Origin of the sequence: Tumidithrix elongata BACA0141, assembly GCF_036349135.1 — a bacterium.
Taxonomy (GTDB): Bacteria; Cyanobacteriota; Cyanobacteriia; order Pseudanabaenales; family Pseudanabaenaceae; genus Tumidithrix; species Tumidithrix elongata.
Genome location: NZ_JAZBJZ010000013.1, coordinates 20,818 through 38,196, shown reverse-complemented (window position 1 = coordinate 38,196; position 17,379 = coordinate 20,818). Strand labels below are relative to the sequence as shown.

General features: G+C 47.1%; 12 protein-coding genes. 8 read left to right on the top strand and 4 right to left on the bottom strand.

Translation table 11 applies throughout. From position 1 onward, the window contains the following. Window positions 1-57: 57 nt before the first annotated feature. Window positions 58-2,085, bottom strand: coding sequence for a DNA-directed RNA polymerase subunit gamma (gene rpoC1 / locus V2H45_RS05250; RefSeq protein ID WP_330482570.1), 2,028 nt, complete (start codon window positions 2,083-2,085; stop codon window positions 58-60). A 193-nt stretch (window positions 2,086-2,278) separates the two neighbouring features. Continuing rightward, window positions 2,279-5,572 (bottom strand): DNA-directed RNA polymerase subunit beta, encoded by a 3,294-nt coding sequence (rpoB, locus tag V2H45_RS05245; protein ID WP_330482569.1) that lies wholly within the window; start codon window positions 5,570-5,572, stop codon window positions 2,279-2,281. A gap of 603 nt (window positions 5,573-6,175) precedes the next feature. On the opposite strand from rpoB, the gene V2H45_RS05240 reads away from it, so the two are divergent. After that, complete coding sequence (locus V2H45_RS05240; RefSeq protein ID WP_330482568.1) at window positions 6,176-6,625, top strand: NAD(P)H-quinone oxidoreductase subunit N; 450 nt, start codon at window positions 6,176-6,178, stop codon at window positions 6,623-6,625. Between the two features lie 72 nt (window positions 6,626-6,697). Here V2H45_RS05240 and V2H45_RS05235 read toward each other — a convergent pair whose 3' ends face one another. Further along, the gene (locus tag V2H45_RS05235; RefSeq protein ID WP_330482567.1) at window positions 6,698-7,765 is read right to left on the bottom strand and encodes a CobW family GTP-binding protein; all 1,068 of its coding nucleotides are present in this window, start codon (window positions 7,763-7,765) and stop codon (window positions 6,698-6,700) included. 196 nt (window positions 7,766-7,961) lie between these two features. Between V2H45_RS05235 and V2H45_RS05230 the strand changes: the two genes are divergently transcribed. The 5 genes from V2H45_RS05230 to V2H45_RS05210 all read left to right on the top strand — a co-directional run bounded on the left by V2H45_RS05230 (window position 7,962) and on the right by V2H45_RS05210 (window position 12,881). Next, entirely contained in the window at window positions 7,962-8,489 is a 528-nt protein-coding gene (locus V2H45_RS05230) for a hypothetical protein (RefSeq protein ID WP_330482566.1), read from the top strand. A gap of 176 nt (window positions 8,490-8,665) precedes the next feature. Then, the gene (locus V2H45_RS05225; protein ID WP_330482565.1) at window positions 8,666-9,391 is read left to right on the top strand and encodes a response regulator transcription factor; all 726 of its coding nucleotides are present in this window, start codon (window positions 8,666-8,668) and stop codon (window positions 9,389-9,391) included. 150 nt (window positions 9,392-9,541) lie between these two features. Then, a complete protein-coding gene (locus V2H45_RS05220; protein WP_330482564.1) occupies window positions 9,542-10,996 on the top strand; it encodes a sensor histidine kinase in 1,455 nt (484 codons plus the stop codon). A 71-nt stretch (window positions 10,997-11,067) separates the two neighbouring features. Beyond that, window positions 11,068-12,060 carry a pentapeptide repeat-containing protein gene (locus V2H45_RS05215; protein ID WP_330482563.1) on the top strand — a complete coding sequence of 331 codons (993 nt, stop codon included), beginning with the start codon at window positions 11,068-11,070 and terminating at the stop codon, window positions 12,058-12,060. An 83-nt stretch (window positions 12,061-12,143) separates the two neighbouring features. Then, a complete protein-coding gene (locus V2H45_RS05210; protein ID WP_330482562.1) occupies window positions 12,144-12,881 on the top strand; it encodes a hypothetical protein in 738 nt (245 codons plus the stop codon). Between the two features lie 51 nt (window positions 12,882-12,932). Here the strand turns inward: V2H45_RS05210 and dxs are convergent, their stop codons facing one another. Next, on the bottom strand, window positions 12,933-14,855 hold the full coding sequence (gene dxs / locus V2H45_RS05205) for a 1-deoxy-D-xylulose-5-phosphate synthase (RefSeq protein WP_330482561.1): 1,923 nt from the start codon (window positions 14,853-14,855) through the stop codon (window positions 12,933-12,935). Between the two features lie 241 nt (window positions 14,856-15,096). Between dxs and lysS the strand changes: the two genes are divergently transcribed. Next, window positions 15,097-16,734, top strand: a complete 1,638-nt coding sequence (gene lysS / locus V2H45_RS05200) for a lysine--tRNA ligase (protein WP_330482560.1) — start codon at window positions 15,097-15,099, stop codon at window positions 16,732-16,734. 5 nt (window positions 16,735-16,739) lie between these two features. Beyond that, window positions 16,740-17,378, top strand: a complete 639-nt coding sequence (locus V2H45_RS05195) for a class I SAM-dependent methyltransferase (protein WP_330482559.1) — start codon at window positions 16,740-16,742, stop codon at window positions 17,376-17,378. The last annotated feature ends 1 nt before the right edge of the window (window position 17,379 follow it).

Below are 17,379 nucleotides of genomic sequence, written 5' to 3'. Positions count from 1 at the left end.
AGTTCTAAAGTTCGGCTTCTGGAACTGATCGGGTTCGACCTTCTAGATCTTTATTTTTTAGCTGACGAGCGAGTTATAGATAGCTTGGTTAAAAATGACACGACCTGGCGTGGTTTTGATGTATTGGTAGATAACATTGCCATCGGCGTCTTCTCTGACCCTGCGCGAATTGTAGAGTTTGAGCTTAAAGCCAAAGTCGTCGGTAGTCTCTTCGTAAGCTTCTTCATTCTCACCATCCCCCTCAAGTACGCCATCAAAGCGTACCCATATGGGCGAATGCAGATCCAGTTCGTGCTCCCCATAGGCCATGACAACATCGTTAAAACTAGCAAAGAAACGTTTTTCTGCTTCTTGCTGTTTGGCATCGACCGTGAGATAGTAACATCCCAGCACCATATCTTGGCTAGGTGCGACGATCGGACGTCCCGTTGCGGGGGAGAGAATGTTGTTGGATGCCAACATCAAAAGACGTGCTTCTGCCTGTGCTTCTAGAGATAAAGGCACATGCACAGCCATTTGGTCACCGTCAAAGTCGGCGTTAAATGCAGGACATACGAGGGGATGTAATTGAATTGCCCGCCCATCGACTAAAATCGGCTCAAAGGCTTGAATCCCTAGTCGGTGCAAGGTTGGTGCGCGGTTTAGCATCACAGGGTGATCGCGAATAACATCCTGCAAAACATCCCAAATGGCTGGATCGTTACGCTGGATTAGCTTTTTCGCAGCTTTAATGTTATTTACCAAACCAGCTCGGATCAGGCGATTGATCACAAAGGGTTGGAATAGCTCGATCGCCATTTCCTTAGGCAAGCCACATTGGTGGATCTTGAGGTTAGGTCCAACCACAATCACCGAACGACCAGAGTAGTCAACCCGTTTACCCAAAAGGTTCTGACGGAAACGCCCCTGCTTACCTTCAATAATGTCTGATAGCGATTTAAGGGGACGATTATTTGCACCTACAACCGTGCGACCGCGCCGACCGTTATCAATTAGGGCATCGACAGCTTCCTGCAACATCCGCTTTTCATTGCGAACGATAATTTCAGGTGCCAGAATTTCTTGTAAACGCGCCAGACGATTATTGCGATTGATCACCCGACGATATAGATCGTTCAGGTCACTGGTGGCAAATCGACCACCATCTAGTTGCACCATCGGCCGCAGATCGGGTGGAATCACAGGAATGACTTCTAGCACCATCCATTCAGGCTTAGAGCCAGTTGCCACAAAGTTATCAACCACGCGCAGACGCTTGATTAACTTGGCACGCTTTTGCCCTTTAGAGGTGTCAATTTCTCGACGCAGATATTCTGCTTGCTTTTCTAGATTGATTTTTGATAGTAACTGTTGAACAGCTTCTGCACCAATGCCGACTTCTACACCCTCAATGGGCGGATCTTCAGCATAGATTTGATCTTCTAGCCCTAACCACTGATCTTCGGTAAGTAGCTGTTTGTAGGAAAGATCGTACGCTGTTGCGATCGCTTGACCAACTTCTATAACATCGCCCTTCGAAACGATTGCCTTATGCTTGGGATGCAGATCGTAGGTCTTGTCCGATCCGTCAATGACGCGGATACGAATGCGATCGCTTAATACTTCCGTAACTTCGCCATCAACTTCCGATTCAAGCCCAGGATTTAACACCACATAGGCATTGAAGTAGACAATCTGCTCTACATCACGTAGAGGCATGTCTAAAAGCGTCGCCATATAGCTAGGAATCCCCTTGAGATACCAAACATGGGTAACTGGCGCCGCCAGTTTGATATAGCCCATGCGGTGACGGCGCACGCGCGACTCAGTCACCTCAACACCACAACGTTCGCAAACAATGCCGCGATGGCGTACGCGTTTGTACTTGCCACAGTGACATTCCCAATCTTTGGCAGGGCCAAAGATCTTTTCGCAAAACAACCCATCCATTTCAGGCTTGAGCGTACGGTAATTGATTGTTTCGGGTTTGGTTACCTCACCAACCACCTGCATATTGGGTAGGGTACGTTCTCCCCACTTACGAACACGCTCGGGTGATGCCAAACCAATCTTGACATAATCAAACCGCTGTTCCACTTTCGCCATAAGTAAAACGTCCTTTATAAAAAAATCAGTAGTCAGTTTCTAGAAATTCATGGAAAGGGCAATTTTATGGATTGCCCGAGATCGCGACTGATGTAGTTTCAGCCTGTAACGTGAAGCCTTTTCAAAACCTAGAGGTCAAGATCTAGATTTAAATCATGTTTAAATCACTGGATCTCAAACCCCAGACTTGAAGCTATTCTTCATCCTCATCTTCATCATCTCTGTAGATCGACTCATAGGTTGGACGGCTTGGGGTGCGACGGGCACTTACATCCACCATCAGATCGACTTCGGTATCTTGGTTGTTGCCATCATCAGACAACTTGTGTACAGAAACATCTAGGCAGAGTGATTGCAACTCTCGCACCAGAACCTTAAAGGACTCAGGCGTACCAGGTCGAGGAATAGACTGACCCTTGACGATCGCATTGAGGGACTCATTCCGTCCGGTCATATCGTCGGACTTGACTGTGAGTAACTCTTGTAGCGTATAGGCAGCACCAAAAGCTTCCAATGCCCAGACTTCCATTTCTCCAAATCGCTGACCACCCTGTTGCGCTTTACCACCAAGGGGTTGCTGCGTTACCAACGAGTAAGGTCCTGTAGAACGAGCGTGGATCTTGTCATCGACAAGGTGAACCAGTTTGAGCATGTATGCCTTGCCCACCGTGATCGGTTGATCGAAAGGTTCGCCCGTCCGTCCATCAAAGACTTGCAATTTGCCAGGATGTTCGGGATCGAATAGCCATTCTTCACCTGTAGCATTCTGCGATTCTTTCAATTTCTCATGAACAGTGACGCGAGATGCTTCTTCACCATACATTTCATCGAAGGGAACCACCTTAAATCTGACATCTAGGTTTTCCCCTGCCCAAGCCAGCAAGCATTCAAACACTTGACCGACGTTCATCCGAGAAGGTACACCCAGTGGGTTAAGCACAATATCAATCGGCGTACCATCAGGGAGGAAAGGCATATCCTCTTTAGGCAAAATGCGGGAAATAATCCCCTTGTTACCGTGGCGACCCGCCATTTTGTCCCCTACTTGAATCTTACGTTTTTGAGCAACGTAGACACGGACAACCATGTTGGCACCCGGCGGCAACTCATCGCCCTGTTCGCGGGTAAAGACACGGACGTCTACCACACGACCCTTTTCACCATTTGGCACGCGCAGAGAGTTATCGCGGACATCTCTGGCCTTTTCACCAAAGATTGCGCGCAGGAGCTTCTCTTCAGGGGGCTGATCGGATTCACCCTTGGGCGTTACCTTACCCACAAGGATGTCTCCTGACGATACCCATGCCCCAATCCGAATAATGCCCTGTTCGTCTAACTGACGCAGCGAATCTTCGCCGACGTTGGGGATTTCACGGGTAATTTCTTCAGGACCTAGTTTGGTTTGACGCGCTTCAATCTCATATTTCTCAATGTGAATTGAAGTGTAAACATCGTCGTAAACCAGACGCTCGTTGATTAAGATCGCGTCTTCGTAGTTGTAGCCTTCCCAAGGCATGTAGGCAACTAGAATATTCTGACCTAGTGCCAATTCGCCGCCTTCAGTGGCGGAGCCATCTGCCATGACTTGACCTGTAACCACGCGATCGCCAGCAAATACAATCGGGCGTTGGTTCAAACAAGTATCTTGGTTAGACCGCTGATATTTTTGCAAATAGTAGCGAAGCTCATGACCATCATCGGAGCGAACCCGAATCTCATCCGCCGAAACATAACTAACTTCACCGTCGCTGCGAGACACAATCACCATGCCTGAGTCTCTTGCCGCTTGAGACTCTAACCCCGTACCCACCAAAGGTCGCTCGGGTCTGAGTAGGGGGACTGCCTGACGTTGCATGTTTGAGCCCATCAGAGCGCGGTTGGCATCATCATGCTCCAAGAAAGGAATCAGTGATGTGGCAACAGAGATAATCTGCACAGGCGAAACGGCTACGTAGTCAACTTCGTGAGGTGTCGCTGTACCGAACTCTTGGCGATAGCGCACGGGTACGAGATCGCTGGTGATTTTCCCGGACTCGTCGTTGGGAATGTCCCCAGGAGCCACGCGAAATTCATCTTCCTCATCCGCAGTCATGTACACAGGCGCTAAATCTCGGCGCACGCGTCCATCCTCTACGGGATAGTAGGGAGTTTCAATAAAGCCATAGGGATTGACCCGCGCGTGGGTAGCCAACGAGCCAATCAGTCCAGCGTTAGGGCCTTCAGGTGTTTCAATCGGGCAAATGCGGCCGTAGTGACTGGGGTGAATATCACGTACCGCAAAGCCTGCACGTTCGCGGGTCAGACCACCAGGACCAAGGGCGCTAAGACGACGTTTGTGGGTTAGCTCTGCCAAAGGATTGGTTTGATCCATAAACTGAGACAGTTGGCTGGAACCAAAAAATTCTTTGATTGCCGCAACGAGAGGCTTAGGGTTAACCAAGGAAGCTGGTGTTAAGGCATCAACATCAGAAACAGTCATCCGTTCGCGGATGATCCGCTCTAGACGATTGAGACCAACCCGCACTTGGTTTTGCAACAGTTCGCCCACAGATCTAACGCGACGATTGCCCAAGTGGTCGATGTCATCGGTTTGACCGACATCAAACTTGAGGTTGATCAAGTAGTTGATCGCGGTCAAAATGTCTTTTTCGGTCAATACCCTTGTGGTGTCAGGGGTGTTGAGACGAAGCTTTTTGTTTAACTTATAACGACCCACGCGCCCTAAATCGTAACGCTTAGGATCGAAAAAGCGCGATTTCAGAAGTTCGCGACCGCCTGATTCAGTCGGCGGTTCGCCGGGACGCAACTTGCGATAAAGCTCTTTCAGGGCTTCGTCTTCGTCAAATTGACCTTCTTTATCGATGGTTTTTTGGAAATACTCTCGATGAGTCAGGGAATCCAAAATTTCAGCATCAGTAAGCCCGATCGCTTTGAGCAAGACCTGCGCCGATAATTTGCGGGTTTTATCAATACGTACCCACACCAGATCGTTTTTGTCTGTCTCAAATTTTAGCCAAGCACCACGGTTAGGGATAAGGCTAGCGTTGTAAGTACGGCGACCGTTCTTGTCAATTTCTTCTTTGTAGTAAACCCCGGGGCTACGCACAATTTGGTTGACGATTACACGCTCAGCACCGTTGATGATGAATGTGCCGCGATCGGTCATCAATGGTAGATCGCCAATGAAAACTTCTTGTTCTTTAATTTCACCTGTTTCTTTATTGATGAGGCGCGTTGGCACATACATTTGCACGGCGTAAGTCGCATCGCGGCGCTTCGCTTCATCAACATCGTATTTGGGGCGTTTGAGCTTGTAATCCTTAGCGACAAAATGTAATTCCATTTTGCCTGTATAGTCGGTGATGGGAGAGAAGCTATCGAGCTCTTCAATCAGTCCTTCTTCTAGAAACCATCGGAAACTCTCCCGCTGAATTTCTACAAGATCTGGTAGAGCAAAAGCAGGAGTTATAAGTGTTGGCTTGTTCATGCACTAATGACTGCAGTTTAGTGAGCGTAGAATGTGTCTCGCCTGATCAAGGCATAAGCATTTTAAGATAACCTATCAAACAGTGTTTGTCAATACATTTTCTTAATAGAAAAAGACATATTGAACTTTTTGTGTCTACAAGTCAGTAAAGCCTATACTTAATGAGGCTAAATAATATAAATTTAAGTCTTAGTTGGGGCTGTGGCTCAGTTGGATAGAGCAAGCGCCTCCTGAACATTCGGGCACCATTAAGGAAACTTAATGTGTGAATGCGATCAAACTCGGTGAAACCTAAAAAGTGATCGGTTCAAAATATACGCACTTCATGGCAATACCGATCCAAGCTTGAGTCGAGACTACATAGACTACTATGAAATTTCGCTCATGAAGGAGTAGAGACTAGATGGTCGCCACCTAAAGGCTTAATGTCTCTAAAGGCTAAAGTCTAAGGTGAAGGTATAGTCCAGAGAGTGAGGAAACTCGCACAAATCTGAAGCGCTAGGTCGGCGGTTCAAATCCGCCCAGTCCCGTTGTTTTTCTCAATAATTCCTTTACTATTGAACATAGTAGTTTTTAGTTGAGTCACACTGAATAAGTACAACCATGCCACTGATTACAAGCAATAAAATTGTCAAAGACATCGAGAAAGCTGGTGCTTTAGCTATGTATGTGCCGCCCGAAGGTGGCTATGAGGGGCGCTACCAACGCAAACTCCGAAGCTCAGGGTATGACGTCTTGTTTATTACCGCACGCGGTCTAGGGGATGTATCTAGTTTCTTAACTGGCGTTCATGGCATTAGACCCTCTCACTTGGGCAAGACTCAGATTAGAACCTACTTTATTCCGCCCCTGATTCAGTATCGTCTAGCTAGCCTACCCGAAAAATCAAAGGGCTTGGTCGTCTGGCTAACCGAGGGTAAATATTTATCTCGGCAAGAACTTGAGGTCATCAGCCAAATCCCAGCCAAAGACTCAAGAGTCAAAATTGTGATTGAGGTTGCCAGTGGACGCGAAGTAACTTGGCAACCCCTGACCCAAGCGATCGCTGCCTAAAAGCATTTAGCTGTTAGCTATATCAAGATCCCCAACTTTTTCAGAAAAAGCTGGGGATTTGCGCGTTTGGGACTATTCCAAGCAATCCGTAAGCTGCCGTAGCAATTCGTCGCGATCGAGATTGCGCCCAATTAGAACCAACTGGTTGTTTAAAGGCTTAGCGCGATCGTCGGTTTTTAGTTCGTAACGCTTGCCGCTCAGTTGAAAAATATAGCGATTGTCGATGCCAGTAACAGTAAAATTGAGAACGCCCTTGGCACGAAACACATCAACAGGCAGGTGTTTGTCTAGGAAATCTTGAAATTTATCTAAGCTGAGGGGACGATCGCTTTGAAATGAGATCGAAACAAAGCCATCATTCGCTAGATGCTCGGAGTGATGATGGTCGTGGTGATGATGCTCATGATCTTCATGCCCGTGATCGTGATGATCATGATCGTGGTGGTGATGATCGTGTTCTGGCTCTTTTGAACTCAGTGCAGACTGATCGAGTTGGATATCTAAAATTAGCGGCAACGGCACAACCCCATGTTGAGATTTGATTACTCTTGCCTTATTTTTCGTTTTGGCAATATATTCCTCTAATTCCACAATCTTTTCTGGTGTCGCCAGATCGGTCTTATTGAGAATAATGATATCGCCATACATCAACTGGCTGAAGGCAGCTTCGCTATTGAAATGCTCGGGCGTAAATGCCTCAGCATCAATCACAGTCAAAATTGAATCGAGACGGGTAAGGTGCTTTAACTCAGTACCTAAAAACGTCAGCGCGATCGGCAAAGGATCGGCAACTCCTGTGGTTTCAACAATCATGTAATCGATGCGATCGCTTTTTTCTAAAACATCATAGACCGCCTCGACCAAACCATCATTAATCGTGCAGCAAATACAGCCGTTACTGAGTTCCATCATGTTTTCATCGATAGAAATGAGCAACTGGCTATCAATGTTAATATCGCCAAATTCATTCACCAAAACTGCAACTTTTAAGTCCTGTTGATTTTGCAGAATATGGTTGAGTAGGGTGGTCTTTCCGCTCCCCAAAAAACCCGTAATAATGGTGACGGGCATCCCTTGCTTGGGGATGTCAATTGTTGGTGTGTCTTGTACCGAAACAACTTGAGAATCAGTGGTTGGCATTGTGACTACTTTTTCCTTCCGTAATTGTGTAGAGCTATTCACTATTCTATTGGCAATCGATCTGGGATTTTGCGATCGATAAGCTTAAGAGAAATAATGCATCGATGCCCCAATTAAAACAGTCTTGTATAATTGATAACATCAAAGCCTTGACTAAAAATTTTCAACCTAGTCGTTTAGCTAGCATCAAGAAAGTATGCTCACGAAGTCTTGTAGCCTCAAAGAAGTTGTAGAAACGTTAGAATCTGTATCTTTCACAAGCTCAGAAACCGACCTAGAAAATCAAGAAGAGTTATCCTCTCTAAGTGCTGCCCTAGAAAAATTGCTAGATTTTGCCCAGGCTCACCATTTAGTTGCGTTAGAGCAATTTGCCCTCAATGAACTACGGGGTTATACGGATAGCCAACAAGGTAGTTCAGCAGCTTATCCTAGCTATCGCGTGGTTTCCCTAGATTATTTTGATACGGGCGGTCAGGCTATGCCTAGCTTAAGCGCACAGTATGGCAGTTATCCTTTACTGAATGGGTTGCACAAATTGGAGCTACACCTCAAAAATGGTTTGGCTTTAAACTTACCTTCACCCGTTTTAAACTTTTTGTCTCAGGCAGCCAATCGTGAAGTACGCGGCGGTCATGTTGCCCCCTCAAGACTACAAGCCCTACTTGAAAGCATTCGTCATGAAGCGATCGGCAAACTCAAACGTGTGGATAGCTCGCTCCTCTAGCTTTAAGATGGTGAAATTTGAGGTATGTAAATCGCTTTAATTTCGGGAATTGAGCAAGAAACCCAATAATCTGTAACTTTTATAACAGTTTTTTGTTGACTTTTGGTTGCGATCGCTCCTCCAGTCTCAGTGTAAAATTAGGTTGAATTTGCCTAAGCATCAACCCAAAAGTTTTTATGCTATCGACAGAATTGATCAAAGCTCAACCGAGTTTTTCCCTTGGATGCGTGCTGGTTGTGGAAGATGAAGCAGTGATTCGGGATACGATCGCGCTAGCATTGCGCGATGAAGGCTATGAAGTATTACTGGCAGAAGATGGTCACACCGCCCTCAGTACTGCCCGCAAAACCGAAAATCTCGACCTGATCGTTTTGGATGTGATGCTGCCCTACGTCAATGGGCTGGATCTCTGTCGGATGATCCGCCACGAAGGCAATGGTATTCCTGTGTTAATGCTCAGTGCCAAAGGTAGCGAGTCCGATCGCATCGTAGGTTTAGAAGTCGGTGCTGACGACTACTTGAGCAAACCCTTTGGTATGCGCGAATTGGTGGCGCGGTGTCGCGCTTTAATGCGTCGCAGTCGCAACGATTTTCAAGCAACGGGGGCAGCCCTCAAGTTTGGTGACATCACCATGTATCCCCAAGAGTGCCGTGTCATGGTACGTGGCGATGAAGTCAACCTTTCGCCCAAAGAATTTCGGATTTTAGAATTATTTATGAGTCATCCTCGCCGCGTTTGGTCGCGCGAACAGCTACTAGAGAAAATCTGGGGGGCTGACTTTGTCGGTGATAGCAAAACTGTAGATGTGCATATTCGTTGGTTGCGTGAAAAGCTAGAAACCGATCCTAGCGATCCCAAACACTTGGTAACTGTAAGAGGTTTTGGATACCGTCTGGGGTAAGCAGTACTGGAAGAATTGTCAGATTTGGTAAGCAGGTATAACGCCCGTTGGTCTCTACTGTCCTAGAATGGTGGTTAGGATTACCTAAACACCTTCTTTGGTAATGGCTAATTGCTAACAGCCACCTGCTAAATCGCTGAGGAATATCCTATGGAACTGCTTTGGGTCTTATTGGGAATGGCGATCGCATTCAGCCTGTTAAGTATTTATTGGGCGATCTTAAATTTTCGGCTCAAACAGCAACTCAAACGACAAAGTCCCCATCAAGAGGGTAATTTTCAAACGGAGGGTCTACCTAGGCTGGCCTTGCCAGCCTCAGCGCTCAGCGCCAATTTTAGTCAGGCTTCGCGCGCAGATAGCGACGAGCGATGGCAAAATCTGAGTCAGCTAGAACAAGAGGTCAGCGATTGGCAACAAGTCATGCAAGTTGCCCCGATTGGATATATTCAAGTTGATGAAGAAAACCGACTTTACTGGTCTAACGCTCAAGCTTTAAAGCTTTTGGGAATTCCGATCTACGATGAAAAGATCGCAAGACAGCAGTTTCTTTTACAGTTGGTACGATCTTACGAACTCGATCAGCTAATCGAGCAGACGCGATCGCAGCAACAGCCCATGCAAAAAGCTTGGGTATTTCATCAGGTCGTGCCAGATCCGCTACATCCCGTACAGCAGCAAGGTCGTCCCCTTTGTGGCTATAGCATTCCTCTAGAAGATGGCAAAGTAGGGATTTTTATCGAAGATCGCTTAGAAAAAGTTACCCTCACCCAACAACGCGATCGCTGGGCATCGGATGTCGCCCACGAACTTAAAACACCCCTGACATCGATTCGCCTAATTGCTGAAACCCTCCAACCTCGCGTCGAGTCTGCAATGCGAGTTTGGATCGATCGCTTGATCGATGAAGTGATGCGGCTGACCAATTTGGTCGAAGATTTGCTCGATCTAGGACAGCTAGATACCAGTTTGGCTCCCAAGCTATTGCTTAAGCCCGTCGATTTACCGCAATTAATTCAGGCAGCCTGGGGTGGTCTGGAACCCCTAGCGACGCGAAAACAAGTGAGCCTCACCTACAGCGGACTAGAGAATTTAACCCTCCAAGCTGATGAGTCGCGCCTCTATCGTTTGTTTCTCAACTTGCTAGACAACAGCATTAAACATAGTCCTGAGCAGCGGGCTGTGCTTGTCAAAGTCAATATCGTCAAGTCGAGCGATCTATCCCCCGCGATTCAGAATTCTGCATTACAGGAGCTAGAGACGAACGATCTAGAACCTCAAGCTGGAGAGATTCAAGAACAACCTCAAGCCGAACAGGTCGAAATCGATGTGATTGATGCAGGATCGGGTTTTCCCGAGGAAGCCATTCCCCATGTATTTGAGCGGTTTTATCGCATTGACCAATCGCGATCGCGATCGGTGGTCACAGATCGAGGGGGGAGTGGTTTAGGACTCGCGATCGCCTATCAAATTGTGCAACTCCATCACGGTACGATTCAAGCAAGCAATCATCCTGAAACAGGTGGAGCTTGGATTAAGGTAATGCTTCCTTTGCCATCCGTAGATACGGTATTATTTCAGCCTTCCAACATATCGCTGGGAGTATAATCCAGTCAGGGCAATCCGTTTAGTTAGTAAAAACTATAAATTTTCGATCCTCCGTAGTTGGGCAAACAAATATGAGTGCTGAACAAATTCTCAAAGGATACGCATCGGGTAAGCGAGACTTTACAGGGACAACCCTTGCTGGTGCTAACTTTTTTAATACAGACTTAATCGGAATTAACTTTAGTAAAGCCGATCTCAGACGGTCTAATCTGGTTTTTGCCTATCTCAATAAAGCCACATTAAATAGCGCTAACCTTAGTTCGGCAAAGCTAGGAGGAGCCACGCTCAACCAGTCTGTGATGATGAATATTAATCTCAGCGAGGCAGACCTCCAAGGTGCCTTGTTACAGCGTGTCAACCTATTTGGCGCAAACATGGTTTGGGCAAACCTCATGGATGCCAATCTCAGTGAAGCCGACCTACGCAGTGTAAATTTAAAGGGAGCCAACCTAAGAGGGGCAATCTTACGTGCTGCCTTAGTGCGTGAAGAGCGTGGTTACCCTAACACCAGTATGCAGGGAGCCAATCTACATAAAGCCGATCTAAGAGGCGCAAATCTTAGTGGAACCGATCTCTCTGGTGCCGATCTCTCTGGTGCCGATCTCAGCGAAGCTACCCTCAGTCGTGTAGACCTACGCGGCGCCAACCTCAACGGTGCGTTGATGGTAGACACGATTCTCGCAGAAGCAAATGCTAGTGGTGCAAATCTCGCTGGTGTGAATATGAAACGGGCTAATCTAACCAGAGCCGACCTCAGTCAGGCCAATTTACAAGCAGTGCTTTTAGATGGTGCCATGCTCTCTAAAGCCAACCTAGCCGCCGCCGATCTCAGCGATGCCAGTTTAGTTCAAGCAATTCTGACAGGATGCGATCTCAGTCGTGCTAATTTAAGTGGGGCAAGGCTAATCCAAGCCAGTTTGGTCGATGCCTATCTTGTACGGTCTAACCTTGATGGGGCTGATTTGACCGATGCTGTGCTAGAACGTGCCGAGTTAAGTGGTGCCAGTATGATTGGCGTAAATCTCAGTGGTGCAACCATGCCAGATGGTAAAGTTAGCCATTAAAAAATAAGTAAACATAAGCAATTAAAAAGAGCTTATTCTTATTGCATATTGGGCAAAAACTTGGGAATCGATCGGGAGACTTTATGGAAGATTTGAATCTTCTAGACGAAATTGTTGCGGATCTAGAACAAAGTGAAAATATCCTTCGCATTAAGCGATTGATTTTATTCACTAGCAATGATTTTTGGTCAAATGATGCTGAGGAAATTAAGTATCTCGATCTACGCCAACTGATTCAAACTTTGCTGGTCAATGTCCCCAATATAGATCACCTCAAACACAAGCTCAACAGCCAAGTAAAGCGTCTGACCAAGCAAGCAGACTACCTTCTCGCTGCGGACACAATTATCGATACCATTGGCTTGCTGTATTCTTTTATGCCCAAAGAGTCTCATGATAGGCAGCAAATAACCCAAGCCAGGGTTTACCAAGTCGCATCTGAGCCTGATACGGAGTCTAACTATCAAAGTTCCTACGAACAGGTATATGCTGCGCCTGTTAAACACAAGCTTGCCTATATTCCTAATCCATTTGAGATCAGACTAGAAATATCGAGAAATATCTGCCCTCTCCACGCCAAAATTGTGCTTTTTTCGGCGCTGAACTATCGATTTAGCCCTTCAGAAAAAGATTGGTCACCGCTCAGCACTTACGACCTTAACGATCTACTGGACACGATCTTTCAGGCTTGTCAAACAGTGGAAGAATTGGAGTCTAAGCTGTATGGGACAGCAAAGACCTTGGATCAAGCCGAAGATGGACGTAGAGCCGCAGGTGTAATCATCCAAGCCCTCAAGCCTCTTTACGAATGGGAAGGGTAAATTACAATATCTTCAAAAAAACGGCGTTGCCGTTTTTTTGAAGATGTGGCATTAGCTATTCACAACCGATCGCTGTTTGTTGGTTGCTAGATTTGCCAAGATGCGATCGCTGATTTGTCCGCTAGTGAGACCGAGTTCGGCAAAAGACTGTTCAGGCGAGGCATGATCGACCAGAATATCTGGGACACCGATCCGCTGTACGGGCACGACAACACCACAGTCCATTAACGCTTCCATGACGGCGCTACCAAAACCACCCATGATGCATCCTTCTTCGAGGGTAACGACTTTACCAATGCGTTTGGCAAGTGGGGCGATCAGTTCGATATCCAGAGGCTTGACAAATCTGGCATTGATTACTGTTGCCTGTACGCCATGTTCCATGAGCAATTCCGCCGCTTGCATCGCTGGGTAAACCATCGAGCCATAGGCAACCATTAGCACATCGTCGCCTTGGCGCAGTACTTCGCCTTTACCAATGGGCAAAGCTTCCCAACCTTCTGACTTAAGGGGTACACCATAGCCATTACCGCGTGGATAACGCATAGCGATCGCGCCGTTATGTTCGATGCCCGTCACCATCATCTGCTGCATTTCGGCTTCATCTTTAGGAGCCATCAGCACAATATTGGGAATGCAACGCAGGTAAGCAATGTCGTACATGCCTTGATGCGTTGGCCCATCTGCGCCCACAATACCCGACCGATCTAAACAGAAAAATACGGGCAAGCTTTGAATGCAAACATCGTGAACGATCTGGTCAAACCCACGCTGTAAGAATGTGGAGTAAATTGCTGCGACAGGACGCATGCCATCACAAGCCATACCTGCGGCTAAGGTAATCGCATGCTGCTCGGCAATTCCCACATCAATATATTGGTCGGGCAGCTTAGCCTGCAGTTTATCTAACCCCGTCCCTGTCGCCATTGCTGCCGTGATGCCAACGATCCGTTTGTCCTTTTCGGCAAGTTTGATTAAGGTGTCAGCGAACACTTTAGAGTAAGAGGGTGGCTTGGGCTTGGTCGATGTTGATGCTGTGGCTTTGCCTGTTTCGAGGTTAAAGGAGCCTTGGGCGTGATATCCGACCTTATCATCTTCGGCATAGCTATAGCCCTTACCCTTGGTGGTGGCAACATGTACCATCACAGGGCCCTTGAGGCTGTGTGCCATATTAAAGGTATCGATCAAATCCTTGATGTTGTGACCGTCAATTGGTCCAATGTAGGTGAAGCCTAGTTCTTCAAACACAGCTCCCACCTTGTTTTGCACCATCGTCAAAATCTTGATATTGTCTTTGATGCGCTCGATTTCTGGGCTGAGCGATCCACCCACAAAGGGTAAACTGCGAATTTGCCCCTCAAGGTTATCGGTGATGAACTTCATCGGTGGGCTCAGACGCATGCGGTTGAGATAGCGCGGAATCGCACCCACATTCTGGGAAATTGACATCTCGTTGTCGTTAAGCACCACCAGCAGGTTGGTTTTGGGCAAATGTCCAGCGTGGTTAATTGCTTCTAATGCCATCCCCCCTGTAAGCGCACCATCACCAATCACGGCGACGCATTTATAATTTTCACCTTTGGCATCGCGCGCTAGTGCCATGCCAAGGGCAGCAGAAATACTAGTCGAGGCATGACCTGCGCCAAAGTGGTCAAATTTGCTCTCACCACGTTTGAGGTAACCAGCCACCCCATCTTTTTGGCGCAAGGTATGAAAACGGCTATAGCGCCCCGTGATCAATTTGTGAGGATATGCCTGATGTCCCACATCCCAAGTGACTTTGTCGCGATCGAGGTCTAGGGTTTGATATAAGCCTAAAGTGAGTTCTACCACCCCTAACCCAGGTCCTAGGTGTCCGCCTGTGGCAGCGATCGTTTCTAAATGTTTCTGGCGGATCTCTTGAGCAATGGTTTCCAGTTGTGAAATAGAAAGACCGTGCAACTGGTTAGGATGGACAATTTCACTCAGACGCATAGCGACTCATTTTTAACGTTGATATTAAATCTAGTCTACCTGAATCCTGTTAACGCTATGTTCATCACGATTTTTAACAAGCTGCATTTGTGTCGATTGTTCCAAGACTCCAGAAGCCATAGCTAATAAAGCGATCGCACTAATTTATTTGACTCAAGGCTGATTAAACTGGCACGAGATCGGGGTGACAGGTTATGCTGGGTATCCAGACTCTAGTTTTTAATAAGAAGTAACCTCGTCTATGTTTTGGGCTGATAAGATTGCGGCAGATGCGCAGGGTGATTTGATCGTAGTAAATGACTCTAAAACACCCTCTGGGAGAGTGCATGTAGGGTCTTTACGGGGCGTAGTGATCCATGATGTGATCTACCGTGCGCTCAAACATGCGGGGAAGCCTGTCAAATTTTTATACGGCGTCGATGACTATGATGCGCTCGACACCGTTCCCAAGTATCTCGATCTCGACAAATTTGCCCCCTATCTCGGCTACCCTCTGTGTAACACGCCCTCACCTGACAATAGGGCTAGTGACTACGCCAAATACTTCATGGGTGAGTTTTTAGAAGTATTTGACTATCTGGGTGTAAAGCCAGAGGTTTATTATTTACGCGATTTGTATCGCACGGGCAAGCTCGATCGCTACATCGATCTATTCCTAAACAACGCGCATTTGGTCAGAGAAGCCTACAAAGAAGTCAGTAAGGCCGATCGCCCTGATAACTGGTATCCCTTTCATCCGATTTGCGAGAACTGCGGCAAGATTGCCACAACCGTAACGACGGCTTATCAAGACGGTAAGGTGTTTTACACCTGCGAACCCAATGCCACCAACTATGTGAATGGCTGCGGTCATTCGGGCTGGGTGTCTCCCTTTGGTGGCAATGGCAAACTGCCTTGGAAAGTGGAATGGGTCGCGAAGTGGGATGCGATCGGGGTAAGCATCGAAATGGCAGGGAAGGATCACTCTCAAAAAGGTGGGTCGAGAGATGTTGCCAATTCTATCTGTCGGAAGGTTTTGAACAAGCAACCACCGTTCCATTCTCCCTATGAGTTTATCTTGGTGAATGGCACAAAGATGAGTTCGTCGAAAGGAGTTGGCTCCAGTGCCAAAGAAATTGCAGAATTGATGCCACCCGAACTATTACGGTTCTTGATGTTGCGCACGCAGCCGCGCAGTGTGATTAATTTCTCTCCTAACTATGAGACGATTACCCGCCTGTTTCGCGATTACGACACGCTCATCAGTAAATACCAAGCTCATACCGAAGCTGATGCTAACACTCCCATCTCTGAAGACTTAATTCCATTGCTCTACGCCCAGTTAAATGAGGAATTGAGCGAGCAGAAACTGGGGCCTGAAGAAAATGCCAAGATTCCAACCTATGAAGCGATCGATATCAGCACCTTGATTTCGCTCCTACAGGTTCCCCACCTCGATATCGAAGTGGAAGTAGAGAAGCGCAGTCCCAAACCTCTCAGTGACTATGACTGGCAGATTGTCAGACAAAGAATTGCGGTGGCGAAGAAGTGGTTGCAAGATTATGCCGATGAAGAAGAGAAGTTGGTGCTCTATTTAGATCGAGTGCCTGATAAGGCAAAGAGCTTAGATGCCGAGCAAACGACTTACCTGACGCAGTTGATCGCAAATTTAGAAGCAGAAGTTAACTGGGATGGCGAAGAGCTGCAAACGACTTTATTCCGCACTGCCAAAGAACTAGAGATTTCCCAGAAGGTCGCCTTTGCTTCTGTGTATCTAACGTTTTTAGGAAAGGAAAGAGGGCCTAAAGCTGGGAACCTGCTGTCCTACTTAGATAAATCCTTTGTGATTGCCAGATTGCAAGAAGTACTCCAACTCAATGCAATTTCTGCGGTAGGATAATTCCCATGGCAACCATTCTGAGAGATTGGAGCTATCGCTATCAGTGGCTTTATGACACAGTATCCGCGCTAGCAGCTCTGAGTGTAGTCGGCGAAGGGAGGTTCCGTCAGTTGTTTCTGCGCGATTTAACCGTCAATCCCACAGCGAAGGTACTGGATCTCTGTTGTGGCAGCGGTCAAGCAACGGAGGTATTAGTCAAACATTTTCAAGATGTGACTGGGTTGGATGCTTCTCCCTTTGCGATCGCGCGATCGCGTCAGAATGTCCCAGCCGCCACCTATGTCGAAGCCTTTGCGGAAGCGATGCCCTTTGGCGATCGGCAGTTCGATTTGGTGCTAACTAGTACAGCCATGCATGAAATGGAACCTCAGCAATTACGGCAGATTATCCAAGAAGTATTTCGAGTACTCAAGCCTGATGGTCGCTTTATAATTGTTGACTTCCATAAGCCCACCAATCCTCTATACTGGTTGCCAGTATCGACTTTTCTCTGGCTATTTGAGACGGAGACGGCTTGGCAATTGCTCGAAACCAACTTAGTTGCGGTGTTAAGCGAAGCAGGATTTGCCTTAGAATATCATCGTTTCTATGCGGGAGGAAGTTTGCAAGTTCTGCAAGTAAAGAAAGGAACGAAGCCGCTTTAAA